Annotated in this window: 26 protein-coding genes; 2 read left to right on the top strand and 24 right to left on the bottom strand. The window is 69.2% G+C overall.

The features are described 5' to 3' along the window. Nucleotides 1–19 precede the first annotated feature (19 nt). Nucleotides 20–1,402 carry an amidase gene (locus tag QTI20_RS18060; protein ID WP_286552828.1) on the bottom strand — a complete coding sequence of 461 codons (1,383 nt, stop codon included), beginning with the start codon at nucleotides 1,400–1,402 and terminating at the stop codon, nucleotides 20–22. A 95-nt stretch (nucleotides 1,403–1,497) separates the two neighbouring features. On the opposite strand from QTI20_RS18060, the gene QTI20_RS18055 reads away from it, so the two are divergent. Continuing rightward, on the top strand, nucleotides 1,498–2,433 hold the full coding sequence (locus tag QTI20_RS18055) for a LysR family transcriptional regulator (protein ID WP_286552826.1): 936 nt from the start codon (nucleotides 1,498–1,500) through the stop codon (nucleotides 2,431–2,433). A gap of 59 nt (nucleotides 2,434–2,492) precedes the next feature. Here the strand turns inward: QTI20_RS18055 and QTI20_RS18050 are convergent, their stop codons facing one another. The 13 genes from QTI20_RS18050 to QTI20_RS17990 form a co-directional block, all read right to left on the bottom strand. Next, nucleotides 2,493–3,170: an RraA family protein gene (locus QTI20_RS18050; RefSeq protein ID WP_286552824.1), complete on the bottom strand. Its 678-nt coding sequence runs from the start codon at nucleotides 3,168–3,170 to the stop codon at nucleotides 2,493–2,495. Nucleotides 3,171–3,376: 206 nt separating this feature from the next. Further along, nucleotides 3,377–4,759 (bottom strand): acetyl-CoA carboxylase biotin carboxylase subunit, encoded by a 1,383-nt coding sequence (gene accC, locus QTI20_RS18045; RefSeq protein ID WP_286552823.1) that lies wholly within the window; start codon nucleotides 4,757–4,759, stop codon nucleotides 3,377–3,379. A 14-nt stretch (nucleotides 4,760–4,773) separates the two neighbouring features. Further along, complete coding sequence (gene accB / locus QTI20_RS18040; protein ID WP_286552821.1) at nucleotides 4,774–5,238, bottom strand: acetyl-CoA carboxylase biotin carboxyl carrier protein; 465 nt, start codon at nucleotides 5,236–5,238, stop codon at nucleotides 4,774–4,776. A gap of 5 nt (nucleotides 5,239–5,243) precedes the next feature. Beyond that, complete coding sequence (locus QTI20_RS18035) at nucleotides 5,244–6,017, bottom strand: LamB/YcsF family protein (RefSeq protein WP_286552819.1); 774 nt, start codon at nucleotides 6,015–6,017, stop codon at nucleotides 5,244–5,246. Further along, entirely contained in the window at nucleotides 6,014–7,018 is a 1,005-nt protein-coding gene (locus QTI20_RS18030) for a 5-oxoprolinase subunit C family protein (protein WP_286552818.1), read from the bottom strand. The genes QTI20_RS18035 and QTI20_RS18030 overlap by 4 nt, the downstream gene beginning before the upstream one ends. Continuing rightward, nucleotides 7,015–7,668 carry a 5-oxoprolinase subunit PxpB gene (gene pxpB / locus QTI20_RS18025; protein ID WP_286552817.1) on the bottom strand — a complete coding sequence of 218 codons (654 nt, stop codon included), beginning with the start codon at nucleotides 7,666–7,668 and terminating at the stop codon, nucleotides 7,015–7,017. Before pxpB ends, QTI20_RS18030 begins: the two co-directional genes overlap by 4 nt. Continuing rightward, nucleotides 7,665–8,099 (bottom strand): acetyl-CoA carboxylase biotin carboxyl carrier protein, encoded by a 435-nt coding sequence (locus QTI20_RS18020; protein WP_286574235.1) that lies wholly within the window; start codon nucleotides 8,097–8,099, stop codon nucleotides 7,665–7,667. Before QTI20_RS18020 ends, pxpB begins: the two co-directional genes overlap by 4 nt. A 5-nt stretch (nucleotides 8,100–8,104) precedes the next feature. Beyond that, nucleotides 8,105–8,947 carry an ABC transporter substrate-binding protein gene (locus tag QTI20_RS18015; RefSeq protein WP_286552814.1) on the bottom strand — a complete coding sequence of 281 codons (843 nt, stop codon included), beginning with the start codon at nucleotides 8,945–8,947 and terminating at the stop codon, nucleotides 8,105–8,107. A gap of 69 nt (nucleotides 8,948–9,016) precedes the next feature. Beyond that, nucleotides 9,017–9,745 (bottom strand): amino acid ABC transporter ATP-binding protein, encoded by a 729-nt coding sequence (locus QTI20_RS18010; protein ID WP_286553461.1) that lies wholly within the window; start codon nucleotides 9,743–9,745, stop codon nucleotides 9,017–9,019. 41 nt (nucleotides 9,746–9,786) lie between these two features. Continuing rightward, the gene (locus QTI20_RS18005) at nucleotides 9,787–10,560 is read right to left on the bottom strand and encodes an amino acid ABC transporter permease (protein ID WP_286552813.1); all 774 of its coding nucleotides are present in this window, start codon (nucleotides 10,558–10,560) and stop codon (nucleotides 9,787–9,789) included. 3 nt (nucleotides 10,561–10,563) lie between these two features. Continuing rightward, nucleotides 10,564–11,262, bottom strand: coding sequence for an amino acid ABC transporter permease (locus QTI20_RS18000; RefSeq protein ID WP_286552812.1), 699 nt, complete (start codon nucleotides 11,260–11,262; stop codon nucleotides 10,564–10,566). A 42-nt stretch (nucleotides 11,263–11,304) separates the two neighbouring features. Beyond that, nucleotides 11,305–12,549, bottom strand: coding sequence for a pyridoxal phosphate-dependent aminotransferase (locus QTI20_RS17995; protein ID WP_286552811.1), 1,245 nt, complete (start codon nucleotides 12,547–12,549; stop codon nucleotides 11,305–11,307). Nucleotides 12,550–12,575: 26 nt separating this feature from the next. Next, complete coding sequence (locus QTI20_RS17990) at nucleotides 12,576–13,241, bottom strand: RraA family protein (RefSeq protein WP_286552809.1); 666 nt, start codon at nucleotides 13,239–13,241, stop codon at nucleotides 12,576–12,578. A 145-nt stretch (nucleotides 13,242–13,386) separates the two neighbouring features. Here QTI20_RS17990 and QTI20_RS17985 point away from each other — a divergent pair, with 145 nt between their 5' ends. Beyond that, nucleotides 13,387–14,295 carry a LysR family transcriptional regulator gene (locus tag QTI20_RS17985; protein WP_286553460.1) on the top strand — a complete coding sequence of 303 codons (909 nt, stop codon included), beginning with the start codon at nucleotides 13,387–13,389 and terminating at the stop codon, nucleotides 14,293–14,295. 157 nt (nucleotides 14,296–14,452) lie between these two features. Here the strand turns inward: QTI20_RS17985 and QTI20_RS17980 are convergent, their stop codons facing one another. The 10 genes from QTI20_RS17980 to hisD all read right to left on the bottom strand — a co-directional run bounded on the left by QTI20_RS17980 (nucleotide 14,453) and on the right by hisD (nucleotide 24,116). Continuing rightward, nucleotides 14,453–15,430, bottom strand: coding sequence for a Bug family tripartite tricarboxylate transporter substrate binding protein (locus tag QTI20_RS17980; protein ID WP_286552808.1), 978 nt, complete (start codon nucleotides 15,428–15,430; stop codon nucleotides 14,453–14,455). A gap of 104 nt (nucleotides 15,431–15,534) precedes the next feature. Continuing rightward, nucleotides 15,535–16,347 carry an N-acyl homoserine lactonase family protein gene (locus QTI20_RS17975; protein WP_286552806.1) on the bottom strand — a complete coding sequence of 271 codons (813 nt, stop codon included), beginning with the start codon at nucleotides 16,345–16,347 and terminating at the stop codon, nucleotides 15,535–15,537. Between the two features lie 8 nt (nucleotides 16,348–16,355). Next, the gene (locus QTI20_RS17970; protein WP_286552804.1) at nucleotides 16,356–17,279 is read right to left on the bottom strand and encodes an SMP-30/gluconolactonase/LRE family protein; all 924 of its coding nucleotides are present in this window, start codon (nucleotides 17,277–17,279) and stop codon (nucleotides 16,356–16,358) included. A 16-nt stretch (nucleotides 17,280–17,295) separates the two neighbouring features. Beyond that, nucleotides 17,296–18,090 (bottom strand): HpcH/HpaI aldolase family protein, encoded by a 795-nt coding sequence (locus tag QTI20_RS17965; protein ID WP_286552802.1) that lies wholly within the window; start codon nucleotides 18,088–18,090, stop codon nucleotides 17,296–17,298. 43 nt (nucleotides 18,091–18,133) lie between these two features. Beyond that, complete coding sequence (locus tag QTI20_RS17960; protein WP_286552800.1) at nucleotides 18,134–18,832, bottom strand: RraA family protein; 699 nt, start codon at nucleotides 18,830–18,832, stop codon at nucleotides 18,134–18,136. Between the two features lie 10 nt (nucleotides 18,833–18,842). Next, a complete protein-coding gene (locus QTI20_RS17955; RefSeq protein WP_286552798.1) occupies nucleotides 18,843–19,874 on the bottom strand; it encodes a tripartite tricarboxylate transporter substrate binding protein in 1,032 nt (343 codons plus the stop codon). Nucleotides 19,875–19,911: 37 nt separating this feature from the next. Next, nucleotides 19,912–20,910, bottom strand: a complete 999-nt coding sequence (locus QTI20_RS17950) for a Bug family tripartite tricarboxylate transporter substrate binding protein (RefSeq protein WP_286552797.1) — start codon at nucleotides 20,908–20,910, stop codon at nucleotides 19,912–19,914. A gap of 31 nt (nucleotides 20,911–20,941) precedes the next feature. Next, a complete protein-coding gene (locus QTI20_RS17945) occupies nucleotides 20,942–22,033 on the bottom strand; it encodes a LacI family DNA-binding transcriptional regulator (protein WP_286552796.1) in 1,092 nt (363 codons plus the stop codon). Continuing rightward, nucleotides 22,030–22,791 (bottom strand): SDR family NAD(P)-dependent oxidoreductase, encoded by a 762-nt coding sequence (locus QTI20_RS17940; protein WP_286552795.1) that lies wholly within the window; start codon nucleotides 22,789–22,791, stop codon nucleotides 22,030–22,032. The genes QTI20_RS17945 and QTI20_RS17940 overlap by 4 nt, the downstream gene beginning before the upstream one ends. Before the next feature lie 2 nt (nucleotides 22,792–22,793). After that, nucleotides 22,794–24,116, bottom strand: coding sequence for a histidinol dehydrogenase (gene hisD / locus QTI20_RS17935; protein WP_286552794.1), 1,323 nt, complete (start codon nucleotides 24,114–24,116; stop codon nucleotides 22,794–22,796). Nucleotides 24,117–24,200 lie beyond the last annotated feature (84 nt).

Raw genomic sequence — 24,200 nt, 5'->3', positions numbered from 1 at the left:
TCGAAAGCGAAAAATGTGTTCAGGCCGCGCGCAGTTCGGGCGTGTGGCGGTGGAAATCCGTGCAGCGCTGGAAGGCTTCGGCGATCGCGATGAGTTGCGCGTCGTGGCCCGTGGCCGCGGCGATCTGCACGCCGATCGGCAGCCCGCCGCCATCGACACCGGCGGGCACCGAAACGCCGCACATGTCCAAAAGATTCAGGATGCGCGTGTAGCGCACCGGCGCATTGCCGTGGTCCACGGAGTCGATGGGCACGGCCGTCGCCATGGTGGTCGGCGTGACGAGCGCATCGCTGCGCGAGAGCAGGGCGGTGAACTCCCGCTTCCACGCCTCGCGCTGCCGCATGGCGCGCACATAGTCGACCGCCAGCAGACGCGCGCCGGCGGCGATGCGGGGGCGCACCGAGGTGTCCATCGCGGCCATGGCATCGGCGGCGAGCTCGCCGTGTTCGGCGGCGGCTTCGGTCAGCATGATCGCGCTGGTGGTCTGCGCGAAGGTGTCGAGCGGACGCGGCATCGCGACGACCGTGACCTGCGCGCCGCCCTGCGCGAACACCGTCATCGCCGCTTCGTAGGCCGCGAGAACGTCCGGCTCGACCCCCACCAGGTCGGACGGGCCCAGGCGCGCGAGGCGCAGTCCGGCAAAGGCCTGGGAGCCGGTGGCGGTGGGCACCTGCGCTGGCCGCGCGCGGTCTTCGGCCAGCACCGCGTGCAGCAGGGCCGCATCCTTCGCGGCGCGGGCGAACACGCCGATGCTGTCCAGCGTGGTGCTCAGGGACACCACGCCGGTGGTGTCGATGGCGCCCGCGGTCGCCTTGAACCCGGTGATGCCGCAGAAGGCAGCGGGAATCCGCACCGAGCCGCCGGTGTCCGAGCCGATCGCCAGCGGCACCAGCCCGGCGGCGACGGCCACGGCCGAGCCGCTGCTCGATCCGCCAGGCGTCCGGTGCGTGGCGGGGTCCCACGGGTTGCGCGGCGTGCCCATGTGCTCGTTGGTGCCCCAGGCGCCGAGCGCGAACTGCACCATGTGCGTCTTGCCGACGATGATGGCGCCGGCCGCCCGCAGCAGATCGACCATGCGCGCGTTGCGTTGCGCGATCCGGTTGGCGAACAGCGGCGACCCGTTGGTGGTGGCCTTGCCGGCGATGTCCACCAGGTCCTTCACCGCCACCGGAATGCCGTGCAGCGGGCCCAGCCGGTAGCCTGCCCGCATCATCCGGTCCGCGGCGTCCGCGGCGGCCAGGGCCTCGTCGGCGTAGACCTCGCTGAAGGCGTGCAGCTGCGGGTCGTGCGCGCGGATTCGGGCCAGGCAGGCGGTGACGATGGCAACCGATGTGAGCTCGCCGCGGGACAGTGCCTGCGACAGATCGGTTGCGCTGTCCAGGGGGATTTCAATGGAGGACATGGGAGATGCGTGAAAGAAGGAGTCCTCAATCTATCGCTGCCCCTGCTGGAAGAAAAACGGATTCTTCGAAGCTTGGTTGATAAAATTTCTGAATCATGCGGTTTACCCTGCGCCAGATCGAGGCGTTCTACTGGACGGCCAAGCTCGGAAGCATCCACGCGGCAGCGGACCATCTGAATTTCAGCCAGCCAGCCGTCTCCTCGCGCATCAAGGAGCTGGAGAGCGCGATGAACCTGGAGCTCTTTTCGCGCAAGAACCAGCGTGTGCAGCTCACCCCCGCCGGTCGCAATGCGCTGGCCCATGCCGAGCGCGTGTTGCACGCGGGCAAGGACTTCGAGCAGCTCGGCATCTCCACCGCACCACTGGAAGGCGTGCTGCGCCTCGGATCGGACGAGTCCAATGCGATGGTCGCGTTGACCGATGTGCTGACCCAGCTCAAGCTGCGCCACCCCAGGCTCATCGTGGAGCTGACCATCGACGTCGGCAGCGTGCTCGTGGAGAAGCTGCGCAAGCGCGAGCTGGACATCGCGCTGCACACCAACGCGGGCGCCGCACCGCACGTGATCGACCAATTGATCGGATGGGTGGAGTTCCAGTGGCTGGCCTCGCCCGACATGGACGTGTCGGACGGGCTGTTCGTTCCCAGCGTCGCGGCCAAGCTGCCCATCGTCACCCACTCGCCGCCGTCGACCCTCAACGGCGTGGTCCAGAAGTGGCTGCGCAGCGGCGGCGTCGATTTCGAAGGCGTGAACTTCTGCAACTCGCTGTCGCTGATGCTGAGGCTGGTGCGGGCGGGGCATGCCATCGCCGTGCTGCCGGTCGCGATCCTGCGCGACCAGCTCGCCACCGGCGAGTTGCGGGTGCTGCCCGCGAAGCCGGAGCTTCCGCCCACGCCTTACTACGCGTCCTATGTCAAGGAGGAGTGCGGGCCAGGCACCGAGGTGGTCATCGAGATCGCCCGCTCGGTGCTGCAGAGTTCGCGCCTGCTGACCCGGCTTGCCGAACCGCCCGCCGAGTCCGGTGCGCCCTAGCAGGCGTCTCGCCCGTGGGCTCGGGGACGGGCAGGGGAACGTTCGACGTCGATGCGCGGTCAGCGCTGCATCTGCTTCTCGATCGCGTCCATGATGATCCGGGTGGAGCCGAGGATGTCGGGGTACTTCTCGCCGGCGTCGATGCGCGCGAGCGTGAGCTTTTCGTCCTTGCTCATCTGCAGGGCGCGGGTCGCCGATGCCTGGATGTCCGAGGGCGGAAGGACGAGCACGCCGTTCTCGTCGGCCAGGATGGCGTCGCCGGGGTTCACCGTCACGCCGCCGCAGCTCACCGGAATGCAGAACTCGCCGCCCAGGCCGAGCGTCTTGACGGTGACGGCACAGGTGCCCTTGGACCAGACCGGCACGCCGTATTGGCGCAGTTCGCCCAGGTCGGTCACCAGCCCGTCGACGATGATGCCGGCCACGCCCGCGGCGCGCGCCGCATAGGCCACGGCGCCGCCGATGGTCGCGATCGACATGTCGCCGCAGCGGTCGATCACCAGGATGTCACCGGGCCGCGCCTGGCCGATGGCGTAGTGAACCATGGCACCGTCCATGCCCGGCACGCGGGCCGTGATGGCGGTGCCGGCGATGCGCACATCCTGGAAGTGGGCCTTGATCGCCGGGGCCATGAAGCCCGTGTAGCGGAAATGCCCGATGACGGCCGGCTCGGCCTGGACCAGCAGCTTGAGAAGGTTGTCGTCGACGGGAGCGGGAAGGGAGTTGAGTACGTACATGCGGGATAAAGGAGATGGAAGAGAAAGCCCGGCCAATCTATCGCCGCGCCCCGCAAAGGAAAAGCCAGTTATGTGGAGGCTGGTTGATCCAATTCTTGGATGATGTGTGCGCGGAAGACCGCCTTCGGGGCGCGCTCCCGCCATTGACTTCCGAAAGTGCGTGGCGCCCGAACTCGAGCGCCTGGAGGCCCTCGATCAATGGCCTGTCAAGGTTGTCGACCTTGCGGCGCATGCGATGCGCGCGCCTTGCGCTCGGCCATCCACGCCTCCAGGAAGTGGATGCTGGTACCGCCGCGCACGAAGGACTCGTCGGCGAGCAACAGGCGATGCAGCGGAATGTTCGTGTCGATGCCTGCGACGACGGTCTCGGACAGGGCCGCCGCCATGCGCGCCAGGGCCTGGGCCCGGTCCTCGCCGTAGGTGATGAACTTGCCGATCAGCGAGTCGTAGTGCGGCGGCACCGTGTAGCCTGCATACACATGCGAGTCCACGCGCACGCCCGGACCGCCGGGCACGCGCCAGGCCTGGATGTCGCCCGGCGACGGAAAGAAGGTCTGCGGGTGCTCGGCATTGATGCGGCATTCGATCGCGTGGCCGCGGCGCCGCAGTTCCGATTGCGCCCAGGGCAAGGGCTGGCCGGCCGCGATGCGGATCTGCATCTGGACGATGTCGATGCCCGTCACCCATTCGGTCACCGGATGCTCGACCTGCACGCGCGTGTTCATCTCGATGAAGAAGAACTCTCCGTTCTCGTAGAGGAACTCGAAGGTCCCGGCGCCGCGGTAGTTCATGCGCCGGCAGGCTTCCACGCAGCGCTCGCCGATGGCCTCGATCTGCGCGCGATCGATGCCGGGCGCGGGCGACTCCTCGATGATCTTCTGGTGCCGGCGCTGCATCGAGCAATCGCGCTCGCCCAGCCACACGGCGTGGTTGGCGCTGTCGGCGAGCACCTGGATCTCGATGTGGCGCGGATTCTCGAGGTACTTCTCCATGTAGACCGCCGCGTTGCCGAACGCGGCCTCGGCCTCGGAACGCGTGGTCTCGATCGCGGCGAGCAGGTCCGCCTCGCCGCGCACGACACGCATCCCACGCCCGCCACCGCCGCCCGCGGCCTTGATGATGACCGGGTAGCCGACCGCGGCGGCCTGCCGGCAGGTCTCGGCACCGTCCTGGCCCAGCGCACCATCGGAACCGGGCACGCAAGGTACGCCGGCCAGCTGCATCGCCTGCTTGGCCGCCACCTTGTCGCCCATGGTGCGGATCGACTGCGCGCTCGGGCCGATGAAGACCAGGCCCGCGTCCTCGACGGTCTGCGCGAAGCCCGCGTTCTCGCTCAGGAAGCCGTAGCCGGGATGGATCGCCTCGGCCCCGCTGAGCGTTGCGGCCGCCATCAGCGCCGGGATGCTCAGGTAGCTCTGCGCCGAGGGTGCGGGGCCGATGCACAGTGCCTCGTCGGCCTGCTGCACGTAGCCGGCCTCGCGGTCGGCCTCGGAGAACACCACCACCGCGCCCACGCCGAGCTCTCGGCAGGCGCGCTGGATGCGCAGCGCGACTTCGCCGCGGTTGGCGATCAGGATCTTCTTGAACATGTGTGGCGCTTCCGTCATGCGATCACCATCAGGGCCTGGCCCACGCTCACGGCCTGTCCGTCTTCGCAGAGCACCGCCGTCACCGTGCCGGCGTGCTCCGAATCGATCTCGTTGAAGATCTTCATGGACTCGATCACGCACACCGCGGCACCGGCCGCGACGACGGAGCCGACCTGGACCAGCGCGTCCGCGCCGCGGGCCGAGGCGCGGTAGAAGGTGCCGACCATGGGCGCATGGATGACGTGGCCCTCGGGCGCGGCCGGGGCGGCGGGCGAGGGCGCCGCGACGGACGCGACCGCCGGCGGCGTGGGCCGGGATGCGGCCGGCGCGGGTGCGGGCGTGGCGGCCAGGGCTGCGGTGCCGCCGCCCTCGGCGTTGCGGACGATGTGCAGGTCGAAGTCCGGCGCCGTCAGCTGCAGTTCGGCAAGGCCGGTGTCGGCCACCGCATCGATCAGATCGGTGATGTGCTGTACGTTCATGCTGCTCAGGCCTGCGCGAGGACTTCGCTGACCGGCGCCACGACCGCGCCACTGGCCTCGATCTGCGCGCGCACATGCGTCGCCAGGCCGGCCGCGCCCTGCGTGTCGCCGTGGACGAGCACGGAGTCGATCCGCACCGGCAGGCGGCGCCCGGCGGTGCTGGTGATCTCGCGGTCCTGCAGCATGCGGATCACGCGGCGCGAGACCTCCTGCGGGTCCTTGATGACGGCGCCCGGCAGCTTGCGCGAGACCAGCAGCCCGCGGTCGTCGTAGGCCCGGTCGGCGAACACCACGCGCGCCACCGGCAGGCCGGCCTGCTCGGCGGCACGCTCGAGCTCGGTCATGGGCGGTGCGATCACGATCATGTCGCGGTCGAAGTCGCGCACCGCCGCCATCAGCGTGTCGGCGAGGCCGGCATCGACGAAGGACATGTTGCCCAGCGCGCCGTGGAAGGTGACGTGCGTAGCGCGTCGGCCGGCCGCACGCGCGATGCCTTCCAGTGCACCGAGCTGGTAGAGCGTCAGCGTGCGCAGCTCGGCGGCGTCGAGCTGGAGCGGACGCCGGCCGAAGCCCTGCAGGTCCTGGAAGCCCACGTGCGCGCCCACGTCGACGCCGCTGGCACCGGCCAGGCGGACCGTGCTGTCCATGATCAGCGGATCGCCGGCATGGAAGCCGCAGGCGATGTTGGCCGAGGAGACGATGGCCAGCAGCGCCGCGTCGTCGCCCATGCGGTAGGGGCCGAAGCCCTCGCCGAGGTCGCAATTGATGTCGATCTTCATGTGTTGTTCCTGTCCGATGTGCGGCCACCCAGCAGCTGGCTCGCGAGGCGAAGCTTCTGCAGGTAGGCCCGTTGTTCCCTGAGTGCGTCCAGCGCCTGCGCCTGGCTCGCCTCGACGAAGCGCACGTTGCCGCCCAGCGGCGTCTGCGCGATGCGCCACTGATCGGCCTCGATCACCGTGGCGAGCTTGGGGTAGCCGCCCGAGGTCTGCGCATCGCACTGCATGACGATGGGCTGGCCCGAGGGCGGCACCTGCACCACGCCCGGCACGATGCCGTGCGACAGCAGCTCGATCTTCTTCACCGGCGCCAGCGTCGGCCCCTGCAGCCGCAGGCCGATGCGGTTGCTCGCCGGCAGCACCTTCCAGGCCGTCTCGAAGAAGGTCCGGCGGGTCGCGCCGGAGAAGCAGTCCCATTGCGCGGCCGGCAGCACGCGCACCACGGTGGCGTCCGGCGCGTGCGCCGCTGCGGGCAGCGCGAACTCGGCCGGCACCGCGCCGAAGCGGTTGCAGGTGACCGACGCCGGCCCTTGCCGATGAAACGCGGCATGCGGCACCTGGTCGCCCTTGCGCAGCGGTCGTCCCTGGTGGCCGCCGAAGCCGGCCTTGAGGTCGGTGCTGAAGGAGCCCAGCACGGCCTCCACCGCGAAGCCCCCGTGCACGGCGAGGCAGGCCACGCCGCCGCCCAGCGGCCCCTGCATCGACAGCACCTGGCCGGCGGCCACGGGCAGCGTCCACCAGGGCCAGACCGGCTTGCCGTCGAGGCTGGCGCGCGCGTCGGTGCCGGTCAGCGCGATGCACGTGTCGGCGGTGAAGCGCACGCGGAAGGGGAACACCACGATCTCGATGATCGCGCTGCCCGCGGGGTTGCCCAGCATGGCGTTGCCGGCTTCGGCCGCCAGCTTGTCCAGCGCGCCGGACACGCTCACGCCGAAGCGCCGTTGGCCGATGCGGCCCAGGTCCTGCACGGTGCTCAGCCCGCCGGTGGAAAGTATGTCGATCACGTGTCGATCCTCGTCGCGCGAAAGACCACCGTGTCGCCGGGGCACAGCAGCGTCGGCGGCGTGCGGTGGGCATCGAAGAAGGAGGGGTCGCAGTGGCCGATCAGCTGCCATCCGCTGGGCGAGTTCTGCGCCACCACGCCGGCTTGCGCACCGCCGATGGCCACGGTTCCGGCGCGGATGTGCAGACGCGGTTCGGCGCGGCGCGGCGTGTGCAGCCGCGGGTCCAGGCCCGCCAGGTAGGCGAAGCCCGGGTGGGCCCCGAGGAAGAACACCGCGTAGCGCGCTTCCGAATGCAGTCGGACCACCGTCGCCACCTCCAGCCCCGTGCGCTCGGCGATCGCGGCCAGATCCGGGCCGCGTTCGCCGCCATAGACGACCGGCAGCTCGACGGTCTTGGTCTGGCCCTCGACCGCCGGCGCGTGGAACCAGGCCGCATGGACCTGCTGCACCAGCGCTTCGGACGGCAGGGCGAAGGGGTCGAACGCCACCGTCAGGTTGTTCATGCCGGGCACGGCTTCCTGCACGCCCGGCCAGGCTTCGGCCGCCTTCGCGACGGCCCAGACGCGCTCCTGCACGCCGAGGCCGAGCGCTTCCTCGGCCTCGAAAAGCATGGCGCTGGTGCCCAGGAAGCTCGCGCGCGGCAGTTTCATGGCGCCTCGCATCGCAGCGTGAACAGCGGCTTGCCGTAGTCGATGCATTGGCCTTCGTGGGCCAGCAGTGCTTCGACGCGGCCGGCCCGCGGCGCGAGGACCTCGGTGAAGGCCTGGCCGACCTGCAGCAGCGCCATCGTGTCGCCTTCGGCCACCTCGTCGCCCACGGCCAGCGCGGCCGCCGGGCGCGAAGGATGCGCGAGCCGCAGCAGCCCGAGGGCCGTGGCCACCACGGTCGTCAAGCCGGCTTCGGCGACCACCGCCTCGGGGGCGGCCGCGCCTTCGCCGACCTGCAAGGCGGGCGCGCCCTGCGGCATGCGCAGGCGCAGGCGACTGTCGCCCTGGGCGAATTCCACGACCGCGACACCGCGCAGGCGCTGGTGCATGGCAATGCGCCGGATGTCGGCGGTGTTCATGGCGGGCAAACTCATGGGACTCAAGGCAGGGGATCGAACTTGAGGTCCTTGATGGGCGTCACGGTGTGGGTGCGCTTGAGACCGTAGGCCGTCTGCGGGCCGAGCCATTTCTCCCAGATCTTTGCGAGCTCGCCCGACTTCTCGAGCCGGCCCAGCACGGTGTTGACCTCGGCCAGCAGCGCCGGCTCGTTCTTGCGCACGCCCACGGCCATCGGCTCGAGGATGGTGGGCTCCGCGATCGGCACCACGGGGCGGGCCGTGCTGGCGGACTGGCGCACGAACTGCGCGGCCGTCACGTCGTTGATGGTGAAGGCGTCGACCTTGCCCATCTGCAGCGCGAGATAGGCGGCCGAAGCGTCCTGGAACGTGACCGTCGTCGACGTGGGGATGCGCATCTTCACGCCCTGCTCCGAGGTCGAGCCCTTGGCCGCGCTCACCTTCTTGCCGGCCAGGTCGTCGAGCTTGCTCAGGCCGGAGTCCTTGTTGACCAGCACCTTTTCCGACAGCACGTGATAGGCATCGGAGAAGTCGATCTGTTGGGCACGCGTCTTGGTGAACGCCAGGTTGGCAATCAGGATGTCGACGTGGCCGAGGTTCAGTTCCGGGATGCGTGCCTCGATGGTCAGCCCGCGCTGCTCCAGTGCCACACCCATCTCGCGCGCCACGGCCTTGCACAGGTCGACGTCGTAGCCCACGGTCTGGCGCGTCTTGGGATCGGCGAAGCCGAAGGGCTCGATGGCGCCGTAGGTGCCGCAGACCAGGGTCTTCTTGGCCTTGATGTCCTGCAGCTGGTCGGCCAGCGCGCCGGAAGCGAAGAGGACGACGAGAAGGGAGGGAACGATTTTCCGGACGAAGTTTTTCATGGCTTTTCCTGAGGACGGGTGGAGACGAGGGACGGTGAACGGTCGGGGGATGGGCGGCTTCGGTGCCGCTCAATGGGCGCGCAGGTCGGAGAGGAATTTCCTCGCGCGGTCGCTTTGCGGGTTGGCGAAGAATTCCTCGGGCGTTCCGCTTTCGACCAGGCAGCCCTGGTCCATGAACCAGATGCGGTCGGCGACCTCGCGGGCGAAGTTCATCTCGTGCGTGACGCACATCATGGTCATGCCATCGCGCGCCAGGCTCTTCATGACCTGCAGCACCTCGCCCACCATCTCGGGGTCGAGCGCGCTCGTGGGTTCGTCGAACAGCATGGCGGGTGGGTCCATGGCCAGTGCACGGGCGATCGCCACGCGCTGCTGCTGGCCGCCCGAGAGTTGGCCGGGATAGGCCTTGAACTTCGACGCCATGCCGACCCGGTCGAGCAGGTGTTCGGCCCGGGCCTGCGCCTGGGCACGCTTGTGCTTGAGCACCGCCATCGGCCCCATCATCACGTTCTCGGCCACCGTCAGGTGCGGGAAGAGGTTGAAGCTCTGGAACACGAAGCCCACGCGGCTGCGGAAGCGGTTGATGTCGAGCGATGGCGAGTTCACGTCCTGCCCGTCGAACTCGATGGCGCCGGACTGGATGTCCTCGAGCCGGTTGACGGTGCGGATCAGCGTGGACTTGCCCGAGCCCGACGGCCCGCACACGACCAGCACCTCGCCCTTGGAGACTTGTGCGTTGACGTCGCACAGCGCGTGGTACTGGTCGTACCACTTGTTGACGGATCGGAAGGAGATCATGGGCTGCGGGGCGGAAGTGGAGGAGGTCATGGGATGCGCCTTCAGGCCTGTGTTCGGGTGGGGCTGATCGCCATCGCGCTGACCTGGGTCGGCGTCGTCGATGCGTCGGCAGCGCGTGGGGCGCCGGCGCGGCGGCGCGTCACGCGGCGCTCGAACATCCGCGCCGTCTGGGTGAGCGAGAAGCACAGCACGAAATAGATCGCGGCCAGCAGCACGAAGACCTCGAAGGGCTTGGTCAGCAGGTTGCTGTTGATCTGGTTGGCCGAGAAGGTGAGTTCGTTGACGCTGATCACGTAGCCCAGCGAGGTCTCCTTGATGGCCGAGACGAACTGGCTGATCAGCCCCGGCACCATGTTGTAGAAGGCCTGCGGCAGCACGATCTTCACCATCGTCTGCATGTAGCTCAGGCCCATGGCGCGCGCCGCTTCGGTCTGGCCCTTGGGCAGGCCCTCGATGCCCGAACGGACCACTTCGGAAAGGTAGGCCGCCTGGTAGATCACCAGCGTGACCAGCATGGTGGAGAAGCCGCTCACCGTCTTGCCGATCAGCAGCGGCAGGAAGAAGTAGACCCAGAAGATGAACATGATCAGCGGCACGCCGCGCACCACGTAGACGATCACGGTCGCGGGGCGTCGCAGCCAGGCGAAGGGACTGAGGCGGGCCAGCGCGATGCCGACGCTCAGCGGAAAGGCCAGCGCCAGGCCCAGCACCGACAGGATGAAGGTGATGGCGAGCCCGCCGAGCGGGCCGTGCGGGTACTGGCCGATCAGCAGCAGCGCCCAGTTGTCGCGCAGGATGGTGAGGATGTCGTTCATGGTTCAGCGCGCCTTGATGCGGTAACGGCCTTCCAGCAGCGACCCGCCGAACATGATCAGCATCGACACGGACAGGTAGACGGCGGTGGCGAACAGGTAGACCTCCACCGTGCGGAAGGACTGGCTTTCGATCTCGCGTGTGACGTAGGTCAGCTCGGCCACGCCGATGGTCATCGCGAGGCTGGTGTTCTTCAGCAGCAGCACGGTGTGGCTCACCAGCGTCGGCAGCGCGATGCGCGCCGCCTGCGGGAAGATCACCAGCCGCGAGGCCTGCAGGTAGGTCAGGCCCAGTGCGCGCGAGGCCTCGAGCTGCGACTTGGGGATCGATCGGATGCCACCGCGCAGGTCCTCCGACATGTAGGCCGCCATGCAGAGGCCCACCGCCACGAAGGCGAAGAAGAACTCGCTGTTGTTGGCATTGATCCACAGCTGCACGCCCATCGGCAGCAGCGCCGGGATGCCGAAGTACCAAAGGAAGATCTGGACCAGCATCGGCACGTTCTGGTGGTATTCGACGTAGGCCACGACCACCGCCTGTCCGATCCGGCTCCTGCTCATGCGGATGAGGGCCAGCACCGTCCCCACCACGGCCGCGAGTCCCCAGGACAGCGCGGTCAACTCGAACATCGTGAGGACACCCTCGGCGATGGACTTGGCGTAGTCCGCTCGGGTGAGGATGGAAAGGTCGAAGGGAATGGTCATGGGGCAGGCCTTGGACGGGGTTGCTCGGCGGCGGGCGCCGGATCAGCTGTCGGCGGACACGGGGGTCGCGGCAGCCACGGGGCGCGTGCACCGCGACAGCGCCAGGGCCATCGCCGCACAGCCCGCCCGGATCTCTTCGATCGAGGTGGCAAAGGAGATGCGAAGGTGGCCAGGAATGCCGTAGGACGTGCCATCGATGGTCGCGACGCCAGCGCTTTCCAGAAGATACGCCGCGACGTCGATGTCGGACGCAAGGGTCGTGCCGGACGGCGTGCGCTGGCCGTACAGGCCGTGCACGCTGGGGAACACATAGAAGGCCCCGTCGGGCGCCGCGCATTCGATGCCGGGGATGGCCTGGAGCAGCGCCACGATCGCGTCGCGGCGCGCTGCGAACACCGCCACCGCCTCGCGCACGCAATCTTGCGGACCGTCGAGCGCCACCACCGCCGCGGCCTGGCTCATCGCACTGGCGCAGGAGGTGCTTTGCGTGCACAGCAGGTTGATGGCGCCGATCAAACGGGCCGGTCCCGCGCCGTAGCCGATGCGCCAGCCGGTGAAGGCATAGGCCTTGGACAGGCCGTTGACGATCAGGCTGCGCGGCTGCAGGTCGCCCGCGACATTGAGCGGCGAAAGATGCGTGGCGCCGCCATAGACGAAGTGCTCGTAGATCTCGTCGGTCATCACCCAGACCTGCGGATGCAGGCGCAGCACCGCGCACAGCGCCTCCAGCTCGGCGCGCGAATAGACCGCGCCGCTCGGGTTGTTCGGCGTGTTGAGGATCAGCCAGCGGGTGCGCGGCGTGATGGCGGCCTGCAGCGCCTGCGCGGTGAGCTTGAAGCCGTCTTCGGCCCGGCCCGGCACGATCACCGGCACGCCGCCGTGCAGGGTCACGATGTCGGGATAGGACACCCAGAACGGTGCCGGCACGATGACCTCGTCGCCTTCGTTCAGGGTGGCGGCGAAGGCGTTGAAGATCACCTGCTTGGCGCCGCTGCCGACGACGATCTCCGAGGGCTGGAAGCTCAGGCCGTTCTCGCGCGCCAGCTTGGCCGCGATGGCCTTGCGCAGTGCGGGCGTGCCGGCCGACCCCGTGTAGCGGGTGTGCCCGTCGCGCAGGGCCTGGACGCCGCCCTCGACGATGTGCGACGGTGTCGGGAAGTCGGGTTCGCCGATGGTCAGGTCGATGATCCGGCGGCCTTCGGCCCGCAGGCGGTCGACCGTGGCCTTGGCGGCCATGCTGGGGGACGGCTTCACGGCGTCGAGTCGCCGTGCGAGGAGTGTGTTCATGATCGAAGGGGAGGAGATGGACGGGTTCAGAGACCGTGCGGCTGCAGCACCTTGTCGAGCCAGCTCTGCTCGAGCCGGCCGGTGGCGATCTCCGCCTTGATCAACTCCTCGTTGGCGGCCGTGCGTTCCACGGCGGCCAGCAGCGCGGCTGCCTGGTCCTGCGGGAAGCAGATCACGCCGTCCTCGTCGCCCACCAGGATGTCGCCGGGCATCACGACCTGCCCGCCCACGGTCACCGGCACGTTGATGGCGCCAGGGCCGAACTTGAACGGCCCGCGGTGGGTCACGGCGCGCGCGAAGCAGGGGAAGTCGGCCTGGTGGAAGGCGGCCGTGTCGCGGATCGCGGCGTCCATCACGAAGCCCGTGCAGCCGCGCTGCTGGGCATACGACATGATCAGTTCACCGACCAGGGCGTTCTTCGAATCGCCTGCGCCGTCGACCACCAGCACGTGGCCCGGCGACATCAGCATCAGGGCCTTGTAGATCATCAGGTTGTCGCCCGGACGCGCCTTGACGGTGAAGGCCGTGCCGACCAGCTTGCGGGTGGGGTTGAAGCGCGTCAGGCCGGTGATGCCCGAGAAGCGCTGCAGGTTGTCGCTGATGTGCGGCGTCACCACGTGCTGGAGTGCCTGCACCACGGCGGCCGGCGCGAGCGCCGGAATGGGACCAATGTGAAACGAACTGGAGGACATGGCAATACCTTCGGGAAGAGCGCTCCGGTGAGCAAGTTCGTGAATTCTGGAAGCCCGATAGAATTAAAAAAAGCGATATTTATTTGTGCTAACACATTCATAATTTTCATGTGATAAGGGTTTTCACGAAGGGGTGCGCACCATGATGACTTTCAAGCAGCTCGAAGCGGTGTACTGGATCACGCAACTGGGTGGCTTCTCGGAAGCCGCCGCCAAACTGCACACCACGCAGTCGGCCATCTCCAAAAGGGTGCAGGAACTCGAGCTGGTGTTCGACACCCGGCTGTTCGATCGCAGCCAGCGCAGCGCACGCCTGACGGAGAAGGGCGAGGAGATGTTCGAACTGGCCAGGAAGCTGCTCGCGCAGCGGGATCTGGCCATCGACCAGTTCGGCCGCGCCGAGGTGATCGAGCGCCGTGTGCGCATCGGGGTGACCGAGCTCACGGCCATGACCTGGCTGCCGCGCCTGGTCGCGCTGATCCACGACTACTACCCCAAGGTGGTGATCGAGCCCGACGTGGACATGAGCGTGAACCTCCGGGACAAGATGCGCGAGGAGAAGGTCGACCTGATCGTGATTCCCGACGCGGCCGCCGATTCCCGCTTTTCATCCAAGGTCCTGGGCTATGTCGAGAACGCCTGGATGGGCAAGCCCGGCCTGGTGAACACCAGCAAGACCTTGCGCGCGCACGAGTTGGCCTCGTACAGCCTGCTGACGCAAGGCGACCGCTCGGGCACGGGCCTGGTGTACGGGCAATGGTTGAAATCCATGGGCATGCAGCCCGCGAACACCATCGTCAGCAACAGCCTCGTCGCGTTGATCGGGCTCACGGTGTCAGGCCTGGGCCTGAGCTACCTGCCGCGGCAATGCATGGAGCCGATGGTGGCCGCGGGCATGCTCGAGGTGATCCCGGTCAGCCCGTCCCTGCCCAAGACCACCTACATCGCGATGTACAACGGCGGCAACCACAGTTCGCTGATCTCGTCGATCATCATGCTGGCGCAGGATTGCTGCGACTTCACGCGGATGTTCCAGACGGGCCCCGCACCGTGAGCGAAGCGGCGGTGCCGCGACCGGCGGCGTCGTTCAGGCCCGCAACGCGCTGAAGGCACACGGAATCGGGGGGGCGATGCAGGCGTTGATCCTTCGGCATGTCTTTTCTGGCGAGGCCCACATGCTTGGCCCGCCACGACGGAATGCGAGCTCGCGCTCAGTCGATCTTGATGCCCAGCCGCTTCACCGTGGCGCCCCATTGCGCGGTGTCGGTGCGGATCAGCTCGGCGTACTCGGCCGGCATGGTGGTTTTGGGTTCGAAGTTCTGCGTCACGATCCACTGATTGAAGGCCGGGCTCGCCACCGCATTGCGGATCGCCGTGTTGAGGATGCCCACCACCTGCGCCGGTGTGTTCTTCGGCGCCGAGATGCCGTACCAGCCGGCCAGCTGGAAGCCCGGGTAGCCCGACTCCGCCAGGGTCGGCACCTCGGGCAGGGCGGGCACGCGCTGCGCGTTGGTGATGACCAGCGCACGCACCTTGCCCGACTGGATGAAGGGGAAGCCGCTCGCGAGGTCGGTGAACATGGCGTCGATCTGGCCGGCCATCAGGTCGCTCACCGCGGGCGCCGCGCCCTTGTAGGGCACGTGCGTGAGGTCGACCTTGGCCAGGTCCTTGAAGATCTCGGTCGCCAGCTGCACCGGGGTGCCGGTGCCGGCCGAGCCGTAGTTCATCTTGCCCGGGTTGGCGCGCGCCGCCGCCACGAAGTCCTTGACGTTGCGGATCGGCGATGCCGCGTTGACCAGCAGCACGAAGGAGTAGCGCGCGACCAGGCTCACCGGCAGGAAGTCCTTCACCGGGTCGTAGGGCAGCTTGTGGAACAGGCTGGGGTTGATGGCCAGCGCGGTCGGGTCGCTGATGAGCAGCGTGTAGCCGTCGCCGGGTGCGCTCGACACGGTCTGCGCCGCGATCACGCTGTTGCCGCCCGGCTTGTTGTCGACCACCACCTGCTGCTTGAGCGATTGCGTGAGGTGCACGCCGAGCTGGCGCGCGATGGCATCGGCCGAGCCGCCGGGCGGGTAGGGCACGACGATGCGGATCGGCTTGTCGGGATAGCCCTGGGCGCCGGCGGACAGGGCCGTGGACAGCGCGGCGAGCGACAGCAGCGCGAGGCGCGCGAGTTGGGGGAAGTTCATGGCATGTCTCCTGTGAATCGAAAAAAAGAAGAAGGCCGCGCCCGCGGCGGCGCTGCGCGCCGTCGTCGCGGGAAGGCTTCAGGGGGAACGAAACAAAACGCGCGTCAGTCGACCGGCGCGAGATGCAGGCACACGGTGTCGGCATCGCCGTCCAGCGGTGGATAACGCCGCAGCACCTCGGGGTCGTGGCCGGGCACCACATGGCGCGGCGAGTCGGCCGCGGCCAGCAAGCGGCGTTGGCCCTCGAGCATCTGCTGCATGTCCTGCACGATCGGGAACGGCCGGCCTTCTTCGTGGTTCTGGTAGTAGTGGCTGGCGTCCGAGGCCAGCACCACCCAGCCGCGCGCGGTGCGCACGCGCACCGACTGCAGGCCCCGCGTGTGGCCGCCGATCAGCATCAGCTCGACCCCCGGCGCCAGCGTGTCGTCGCCGTCGTGGAACACCACGCGCTCGGCGTACACCTGGCGCAGCAGCTCGGCCACGTCCTCCACCGAATACGCATGCCGCATCGGCGCGAAGCACATGCAGCGGCCGGTGGCGTAGTGCATCTCCGCGTCCTGCAGGTGGAAGCGCGCCGCCGGCAGCTTGGCCAGGTTGCCCGCGTGGTCGAAGTGCAGGTGCGTGAGCACCACGTCGGTGACCGTGGCGGGGTCGACGCCCAGCGTGGCCAGCGTGTCGATCGGGCAGCGGTAGCGGTCGAGCACGCGTCGGCGGGCCTGCGCGGTGGCGGCGGTGAAGCCGGTGTCGACGAGGATCGTGCGCCGCGGCGAGCGCAGCAGCCAGACGTAGAAGTCCATCGCCATCGGGCCGTCGTGCACGTCCATGCCGATGAAGTTGTCGATGCGCCGGCGCTGCACGCCGGCATAGCGGATGGCGAAGACCTCGTAGGTCTCGTCGGTGTCTGCAACGAAGGTCATGGCCGGCCTCAGAAATTCAGCGCCAGGCCCGGCGCGGGCCAGCGCATCGCCAGCAGCGTGCCGCTGAACGACTGGGTGATCCAGGCGGTCGACAGGTCTTCGCCGCCGAAGCAGAGGTTGGTGGTCTGCGGGTCGGGCATCGCGACCTGCCGCAGCAGCGCGCCCTGCGGCGAGATCACCGTGACCTGGCCGGTCACCAGCGTGGCCACGCAGACGTTGCCCGAGGCTTCGACCGCCAGGCTGTCGAAGCGCTGGTAGCCGCCCAGCCCGCAGACCAGCTCGCCGCCGTGCGGGGCCGGCGAGGCGCGGCGCGCCAGCACGCCCGGCGCCTCGATGCCGAAGGACCAGAGCCGCGCGGTCTCGGTCTCTGCCACGTAGAGCGTCTGCTGGTCGGGCGAGAGGCCGATGCCGTTCGGGTTGAGGATGCGCTCGACCACCTCGGTGATGCGCGAGCCGTCGGGCTGCGCGTAGTAGACGCAGCCGATGTCGCGGTCGCGCTCGCGCGACTTGCCGAAGTCGGTGAAATAGAAGCCGCCGCTGCGGTCGAACACCAGGTCGTTCGGGCCGCACAGGCGCACGTCGCCGCAGTGGGTGTAGAGCGTGCGCACCGCGCCGGTTTGCGGGTCGACGCGCTGGATGCTGCCGCCCTTGTAGTCCGCGGGCGTGCCGTGCAGCGGTCGCAACCAGCTGCCGGGCTGCACCGGCTGCCAGCGCATGCCGCCGTTGTTGCAGACGTAGAGCGCGCCGTCGGGGCCCAGGGCCATGCCGTTGGGCCCGCCGCCGGTCTCGGCGATCACCGTGACGCGGCCATCGGGCGCCACGCGCGACACGGTGCCGCGCGCGATTTCGCAGAGGGCGATGTCGCCGTCGGGCAGGGCCACCGGGCCCTCGGGAAAGAGCAGGCCGCTGGCGGCGATGCGGGGCGTGTTCATCGTGGCACCGGCGAACTCAGTACGACAGCCTGGCCGCCGCGGCCAGGCGCCCGCCGGCCGCCGAGGCCTGCTGCAGCGCGCGCGTGATGAGGCCGGTGGTGACGCCCGCGAAATAGCGCGCGCCCCACTGGCCGTACTTGGCTTCGTCCTCGGGCGTGAGCGCGATCACGCCGGCGCAGTTGCCCGCACCGCTGATGGCGCGCAGCGCGCGTTCGATCTCGGCCTCGACCTGCGGGCATTGCCAGTCGTTGTCGAAGCCCATCGCATGCGACAGGTCGTTGGGCCCGACGAACACCGCGTCGACGCCTTCCACGGCGGCGATCTCCGCCGCCTGCGCCACCGCCTCGGGCGTCTCGATCATCACGATCAGCGCGATGCCCGCGTTGCTGCGTTCGGTATGCGCCACGCCGGGGAAGGCACCGTAGCCCGCGGCGCGCGGGCTGAAGGCGCTGCCGCGGCGGCCGGCGCGCGGATAGCGCACCTGCTGCACCAGGTCGCGCGCCTCGGCCGCGCTGGCCACCATCGGGATCTGCACCGCGCTGGCACCCATGTCGAGCACGCGCGAAATGTCGTGGCGCAGGCAGCGCACCACCGGCACGATGCCGCTGGCGCGGGCCGCGCGCAGCATGTTCTCGGTGGTTTCGAAGCCGGCGCTGCCGTGCTCGTTGTCGATGATGATGAAGTCGAAGCCGGCATAGCCGCACATCTCGACGATGGCCGGGCTGGGCAGCGAGTTGAAGACGCCGCGCAGGGGCTGGCCGCTGCGCAGCATGCCGGGCAGGCGGTTGTCGAGGGGATGGCGGGTGTCCATGGGATGTCTCTTTCGTGGGCGCGGGTCGCGCGATGGTTCGGTGTCAGTGGATGTCGTCGGCGCTGCGCATCGCCTGCGCGAGTGCGTCCAGCGTGAAGTCGCCGCTGCGCGCCGCGGCCAGCAGCGGCGTCTCCTTGCGCCGCGTCAGTTCGATGCAGCGCGGCAGGTCGTGCAGGTACTGCGGCGCGATCCGCACCGCGCCGTGGTGGTCGGCATGCAGCAGGTCGTCGTGCGCCACGCGCAGCCCGAACACCTCGACCGGCGTGCCGATGTCGACCAGGTGGACGAAGGCATGCGACGGGCCGATGCTGCCGGCCAGGATCGGGAAGCTGGGCGACAGGTCGCCGAGGTCGCGTACCGAGCCGTTGGTGAGCACGCCCGCCACGCCCAGCCCCTGGTGCACGGCCGAGTTCACCTCGCCCCAGAAGGAGCCGGTGCCGGGGCGTTCGTCCAGGTCCTGCATGACCACGATGGTCGGCAGCGCGGCGCTGCCCGCGGCATGGCGGTAGTAGTCGAGCCGCAGCTGGCGCGCGTCGGCGGCCGACAGCGAAGACGGCGCCATGGCCCGGATGCGCGCGGTGCGCGCATAGCCCAGCATTGGCGGCAGCGGTGCGGGTGCGGCCACCAGCGTGCCGTAGGTGAAGCCCTGCGCGCTGCGCCCGCCCATGGCGAGCTCGAGCGCGTTGCAGACCGTCGGCGTGTCGACGGCGCGCAGCGTGCGGATCAGTTCGGGCGTCAGCATGGCGGCGCTCTCAATCGATGGAGACGTGGTTGGTCTTGATGAGCTCCGCGAACTTGAGCGTCTCGTCCTGGATGAACTTGCGGAAGGCCTCCGGCGCCATGGGCTTGGGCGTGAAGCCCTGCGCGGCCAGCCGCGCCGTCACCGCGGGCGAGGCCAGCACCGTGACCACTTCCTTGTTGAGCCAGGCCACCACCGGCGCGGGCGTGGCCGCGGGCGCCAGCAGGCCGAGCCAGGTCACGGCCTCGAAGCCGGGCACGCCGGATTCGGCCAGCGTCGGCAGGTCGGGCTGCAGCGGCGAGCGCGCCGCGCTGGTCACGGCCAGCGCCTTGGCCTGGCCGTTCTTGGCGAAGGCCAGCGCGGTCGTCATGTTGTCGAACTGCATGTCGATCTGGTTGCCCGCGAGGTCGACCAGCGACTGGCTGCTGCCCTTGTAGGGCACGTGCACCGCCTTGCCGCCCACGCGGTTGAGCAGCATCAGCGTCGTGAGGTGCTGCGAGGTGCCGTTGCCGCTGCTGCCGTAGGAGATCGCGTCGGGCTTGGCCTTGATCGCGGCCACCAGCTCCGGCACGTTGCGCGCGCCGGACTTGTTGCTCGCCAGCAGCACCAGCGGCGTGCTGGCGAGCTGCGTGACCGGCGCGAAGTCCTTGTCCACGTCGTAGCTGATCTTCTTGAGCAGCGTGGGGTTGACCGACAGCGCGGTCTGCGTGCCCAGCAGCAGCGTGTAGCCGTCGGGCTTGGCGCGCGCCACGTACTCGGTGCCGATGCCGCCGCCGGCGCCGGCCTTGTTGTCGACCACCACGGCGGTGCTCCAGCGTTTGCCCAACTCGTCGGCCACCAGCCGCGCCACGATGTCGGTGGCGCCGCCCGGTGCGAAAGGCACCACGATCACCACGCGGCCGGTGTGCGGGTAGCCGCCCGGGCCGGCCGGTGCCGGGGCCTGCGCGGCGGCGAGGCCGGCCAGTGACAGCGCGGCGAGCGCGGCCGCCGCGCGGCCGAAGCGGCGGCGGGCGAAGGAGGGAGAGGTGTGCGATGGCTTCGTCATGGGATGTCTCTTTGCGTTGTGTTCGTCATGCGGCTGTTCATTCGGCCTGGATGCCCGCGTCCTGGATGACCTTGCCCCACTTCAGGATCTCGGCCTGCTGGAAGCTGGCAAAGGCCGCGGCCGTGCGACCGTCGGGTTCGACGCCCAGGTTGCGCAGCTTCTGCTGCACCTCGGGCTGCGCCACGATGGCGGCGATCTCGCGGCTCAGGCGGTCGACGATGGGTTTGGGCGTGCCCGCGGGCGCGAACACGCCCTGCCACGACTGCATCTCGAAGTTCGGCGCCCCGGCCTCGGCCAGTGTCGGTGCGCCCGGCACGTCGGGCAGGCGGCGGGCGGCGGTCACGCCCAGCACCTTCACGCGCTTGCCGTCGATCATCGGCCGCGCCGCGGCCACGGTCTCGAACACCATGTCGATCTGGCCGCCGACCAGGTCGACCATGGCCTGCGAGCCACCCTTGTAGATGATCTGGCGCATGCGCGTCTGCGTGATGTTCTGGAACAGCTGGCCCGACAGGTGCTGCGAGGTGCCGGCGCCGGCCGTGCCGTAAGTGAGGCTGTCGGGCTTGGCCTTGAGCTCGGCGATGACCTGCGCCACCGAGTTGAAGCGGCTTTCCGCGGGCACCACCAGCACGTTGCTCACCATGCCCACCAGGTTCACCGGCGCGAAGTCCTTGACCGGGTCGTAGCCCAGCTGCCTGGTGAAGAAGGGGTTGACCGCATGCGTGGTGATGGTGCCGCCCATCAGCGTGTAGCCGTCGGCCGGCGAGCGCGCCACGGCCTGCGTGCCCAGGATGCCCGAGACGCCCGGCTTGTTGTCCACGATGACCGGCTGGCCCAGCCGCTCGCCGAGATGCTGCGCCACCAGCCGGGCCACGCCGTCGGACACGCCGCCGGGCGAGAAGGGCACCACGTACTTGATGGGCTTGGTGGGCCAGGCCGGCGCCTGCTGTGCCTGTGCGCTGCGGTTCAGTGCGGGGCCGGCCAGGGCCAGCAGGGCGAGGGCTGCGGGCAGCAGTGCGCGGGTTCGGATTCGCATGGAAGTCTCCTGAAGGGGGAAGCGGGCGCGCTCAGGCGCCCGGTCGGGAAGCAGCGCCGCGCCGTGCGGCACGTGGCTTGGGCGTTGGCTTGGGTGCAGGCGCGGGCGTACCCGCCGCGCGCACCGAATCGCGCTCCACCACGCGGCAGGGAATCACCACGTTGCGCGGACGCGCGTCCTCGCGCATCTGTTCGTGCAGCAGCTCGACGGTGGCCTCGACCATCGCCTCGACGCTCTGCACCACCGTCGTGAGGCGGTAGGCGCCCCAGGCCGCCTGCGGCACGTCGTCGAAGCCGACCACGCTCACGTCCTGCGGCACGCGCAGGCCCAGTTCCTGGCGCAGCACGTCCATCACGGCGATGGCCATGTGGTCGTTGGCGACGAACACCGCATCGGGCCGTTCGCCCGGGCCCGCGAACAGCGCGCGCGCGGCCTCCTGCGCGCGCTCGAAGCTGTAGTGGCCGACCGCGCGCCGGTACACCGCCGCGCCGGCCTGGGCGAGCGCATCGTTGAAGCCGCGCTCGCGCTCAAGGTTGGTCGACGACTTCTCCAGCCCGGCCAGGAAGGCGATGCGCCGGTGGCCGCGCTCGAGCAGCAGCTCGGCCACCATCTCGCCGCCCCGGTGGTTGTTGCAGGTGACCGAGCTCGTGCTGTGGCGCGCGAAGGCGCTGATGTCGGGCACGCGGTTGAACAGCACCACCGGCACGCCGACGTCGGCGCACTGGCGGGCGAGGTGCGGCGAGAGCATGGCCGAGGCCATCACCACGCCGTCGATCTGGTACTGCAGGATCTCGTCGAGCACGCCGTCGGTCTCGTCGCCGTCGCTGATGAACATAAGCACGTGGTAGCCCTGCTTCTGCAGCTTCTGCGAGAGCTTCTCGATCACCAGCGGATAGAACTGGTTCTCGAGGTAGCTCATCACCAGCGCGACGATCCGGCTGCGCCCGGTGATCAGGCTGCGGGCCATCGCATTGGGCCGGTAGCCCAGCGTCTTGGCAGCGATCATCACCCGGTTGCGCGTGTCCTCCGACACGCTGGCGCCCGGCGTGAAGGTGCGGCTCACCGCCGACTGCGAGACCTTGGCGAGGCGCGCGACCTCCTGTGCGGTGGGGCCCGGCTTCATGCGGCGCTCCATCCGCCGTCGAGCATCAGCGCGCTGCCGGTCATGAGGCTGGACGCATCCGACGCGAGGAACACGATGGCGCCCATGATCTCCTCGACCCGGCCGAGCCGGCCCAGTGCGATGCGCTCGACCACCCAGGCGCGGAAGGCCGGGTCGGCGAACATGCCGGCCGTCATCGCGGTCTCGATGAAGGTGGGGCAGACGGTGTTGACGCGGATGTTCGCGTGGCCCAGCTCCCAGGCCAGGGCCTTGGTCATGCCTTCCATCGCGTGCTTGCTCGCACAGTAGAGCGAGCGGCGTGGGCTGCCGACCACGCCCATCTGCGACGAGACGTTGACGATCGAGCCCGGCAGGCCCGCGGCCAGCAGGCCGCGCGCGACGCTGCGCGTGACGTAGAACGCGGCCTTGACGTTGAGGTCGAACACCGCGTCGATGTCGGCGTCCTCCACGTCGACCAGCAGCTTGGGCCGGTTCAGGCCCGCGTTGTTGACCAGGACCTGGAACGGGCCCGCGGCCGACAGCGCGGCCTCCACCGCCTTCGCATCGGTCACGTCGAGCACCAGGTGGCTGCAGCGGCCGCCCTCGGCGCGGATCTGCGCGCAGGCCTCGCGCAGCTCCGGCTCGGAGCGGGCCGCCAGCGTGACCTCGGCGCCGGCCTGCGCCAGCGCCGCGGCCGCCGCCAGACCGATGCCGCGGCCCGCGCCCGTCACCAGGGCGCGGCGACCGTCGATGCGGAAGTCGGGAGCGCGCGGCAACATGCTCACTTCTCCAGCGCCGGCACCGGCTGGTACCAGGGCACCTCGGCCCGCGTGCCGTAGCGGCGCACGCGCAGGTTGGCCTGCTCGCCGTGGCCGGCGAAGTTCTCCATGTGGCACAGGCGCGAGCAGTACTCGCCCATCAGCGCGCTGGCTTCGTCGGTCAGCACCTTCTGGTAGGTGCAGGTCTTGAGGAACTTGCCGACCCACAGGCCGCCGGTGTAGCGCGCGGCGCGGTTGGTGGGCAGCGTGTGGTTGGTGCCGATCACCTTGTCGCCGAAGCTCACGTTGGTGCGCGGGCCGAGGAACAGGCCGCCGTAGTTGCTCATGTGCTGCAGGAAGTAGTCGGGGTCGCGCGTCATCACCTGCACATGCTCGAAGGCCAGCTCGTCGGCCTTCTGCAGCATCTCTTCCTGCGTGTCGCAGACGATCACCTCGCCGTACTCGGCCCAGCTCACGGCCGCGATGGCCGCGGTCGGCAGGATCTGGAGCTGGCGCTCGATCTCGGCCAGCGTGTCGCGCGCCAGCTGCTCGCTGGTGGTGAGCAGGATGGCCGGCGAGGTCGGTCCGTGCTCGGCCTGGCCCAGCAGGTCGACCGCGCACATCTCGCCGTCGGCCGTTTCATCGGCGATCACCAGCGTCTCGGTCGGGCCCGCGAACAGGTCGATGCCGACGCGGCCGTAGAGCTGGCGCTTGGCTTCGGCCACGTACATGTTGCCCGGGCCGACCAGCATGTCGACCGGCGCGATCGACTCGGTGCCGACCGCCATCGCCACCACCGCCTGCACGCCGCCCAGCACCAGGATCTCGTCGGCGCCGGCCATCGACATCGCGGTCACGATGGCCGGGTGCGGCGCGCCCTGGTAGGGCGGCGCGGTCGCGACCACACGCTTCACGCCGGCCACCTTGGCCGTCAGCACGCTCATGTGGGCCGAGGCCAGCAGCGGGTACTTGCCGCCGGGGATGTAGCAGCCCACGGCGTTCATGGGGATGTTCTTGTGCCCGAGGATCACGCCGGGGAAGGTCTCGACCTCGACGTCCTTCATCGAGTCGCGCTGGATCTGCGCGAAGTTGCGCACTTGCGTCTGCGCGAAGGTGATGTCCTCGATCTCGCGCGCCGACAGGCTCTTGCGCGCCTTCTCGATGTCCGCGGCCGAGAGCCGGAAGTCGGCCGGGTCCCATCGGTCGAACTGCTTGCTGTAGTCGCGCACCGCGAGGTCGCCGCGGGCCTCGACGTCCTTGATGATGCCTTCGACCGTGGCACGCACCTTGGCGTCGTCGTCGGCACGGACCTGCACGTCCTTGCCACGCTTGAGATATCGGATCATTTGTTTTTCCTGATGAGAAGAGAAGAGGGGAGGGATGGCAGCTGCATACGTATGCAATGTGGAAAGCTTGCATACGTATGCAAA

The sequence above is a fragment of the Variovorax sp. J2P1-31 genome, assembly GCF_030317215.1.
In the GTDB taxonomy this organism is placed as follows: domain Bacteria; phylum Pseudomonadota; class Gammaproteobacteria; order Burkholderiales; family Burkholderiaceae_C; genus Variovorax.
Note: the sequence above shows the minus strand (reverse complement) of the source record. Positions and strands in the feature narration are given on the sequence as shown.

Coding starts and splice junctions, on each gene's coding strand:
- QTI20_RS18020 (WP_286574235.1), bottom strand. CDS start 8,099: ATGAGTTTGCCCGCCATGAACACCGCCGACATCCGGCGCATTGCCATG.
- QTI20_RS17990 (WP_286552809.1), bottom strand. CDS start 13,241: ATGTCCTCCAGTTCGTTTCACATTGGTCCCATTCCGGCGCTCGCGCCG.
- QTI20_RS17940 (WP_286552795.1), bottom strand. CDS start 22,791: ATGTTGCCGCGCGCTCCCGACTTCCGCATCGACGGTCGCCGCGCCCTG.
- pxpB (WP_286552817.1), bottom strand. CDS start 7,668: ATGAAACTGCCGCGCGCGAGCTTCCTGGGCACCAGCGCCATGCTTTTC.
- QTI20_RS18015 (WP_286552814.1), bottom strand. CDS start 8,947: ATGAAAAACTTCGTCCGGAAAATCGTTCCCTCCCTTCTCGTCGTCCTC.
- QTI20_RS17980 (WP_286552808.1), bottom strand. CDS start 15,430: ATGAACTTCCCCCAACTCGCGCGCCTCGCGCTGCTGTCGCTCGCCGCG.
- QTI20_RS17985 (WP_286553460.1), top strand. CDS start 13,387: ATGACTTTCAAGCAGCTCGAAGCGGTGTACTGGATCACGCAACTGGGT.
- QTI20_RS17975 (WP_286552806.1), bottom strand. CDS start 16,347: ATGACCTTCGTTGCAGACACCGACGAGACCTACGAGGTCTTCGCCATC.
- accC (WP_286552823.1), bottom strand. CDS start 4,759: ATGTTCAAGAAGATCCTGATCGCCAACCGCGGCGAAGTCGCGCTGCGC.
- accB (WP_286552821.1), bottom strand. CDS start 5,238: ATGAACGTACAGCACATCACCGATCTGATCGATGCGGTGGCCGACACC.
- QTI20_RS18060 (WP_286552828.1), bottom strand. CDS start 1,402: ATGTCCTCCATTGAAATCCCCCTGGACAGCGCAACCGATCTGTCGCAG.
- QTI20_RS18000 (WP_286552812.1), bottom strand. CDS start 11,262: ATGACCATTCCCTTCGACCTTTCCATCCTCACCCGAGCGGACTACGCC.
- QTI20_RS17955 (WP_286552798.1), bottom strand. CDS start 19,874: ATGACGAAGCCATCGCACACCTCTCCCTCCTTCGCCCGCCGCCGCTTC.
- QTI20_RS17965 (WP_286552802.1), bottom strand. CDS start 18,090: ATGGACACCCGCCATCCCCTCGACAACCGCCTGCCCGGCATGCTGCGC.
- QTI20_RS17995 (WP_286552811.1), bottom strand. CDS start 12,549: ATGAACACACTCCTCGCACGGCGACTCGACGCCGTGAAGCCGTCCCCC.
- QTI20_RS18035 (WP_286552819.1), bottom strand. CDS start 6,017: ATGAAGATCGACATCAATTGCGACCTCGGCGAGGGCTTCGGCCCCTAC.
- QTI20_RS18050 (WP_286552824.1), bottom strand. CDS start 3,170: ATGTACGTACTCAACTCCCTTCCCGCTCCCGTCGACGACAACCTTCTC.
- QTI20_RS17960 (WP_286552800.1), bottom strand. CDS start 18,832: ATGCTGACGCCCGAACTGATCCGCACGCTGCGCGCCGTCGACACGCCG.
- hisD (WP_286552794.1), bottom strand. CDS start 24,116: ATGATCCGATATCTCAAGCGTGGCAAGGACGTGCAGGTCCGTGCCGAC.
- QTI20_RS17950 (WP_286552797.1), bottom strand. CDS start 20,910: ATGCGAATCCGAACCCGCGCACTGCTGCCCGCAGCCCTCGCCCTGCTG.
- QTI20_RS17970 (WP_286552804.1), bottom strand. CDS start 17,279: ATGAACACGCCCCGCATCGCCGCCAGCGGCCTGCTCTTTCCCGAGGGC.
- QTI20_RS18005 (WP_286552813.1), bottom strand. CDS start 10,560: ATGAACGACATCCTCACCATCCTGCGCGACAACTGGGCGCTGCTGCTG.
- QTI20_RS17945 (WP_286552796.1), bottom strand. CDS start 22,033: ATGAAGCCGGGCCCCACCGCACAGGAGGTCGCGCGCCTCGCCAAGGTC.
- QTI20_RS18055 (WP_286552826.1), top strand. CDS start 1,498: ATGCGGTTTACCCTGCGCCAGATCGAGGCGTTCTACTGGACGGCCAAG.
- QTI20_RS18010 (WP_286553461.1), bottom strand. CDS start 9,745: ATGATCTCCTTCCGATCCGTCAACAAGTGGTACGACCAGTACCACGCG.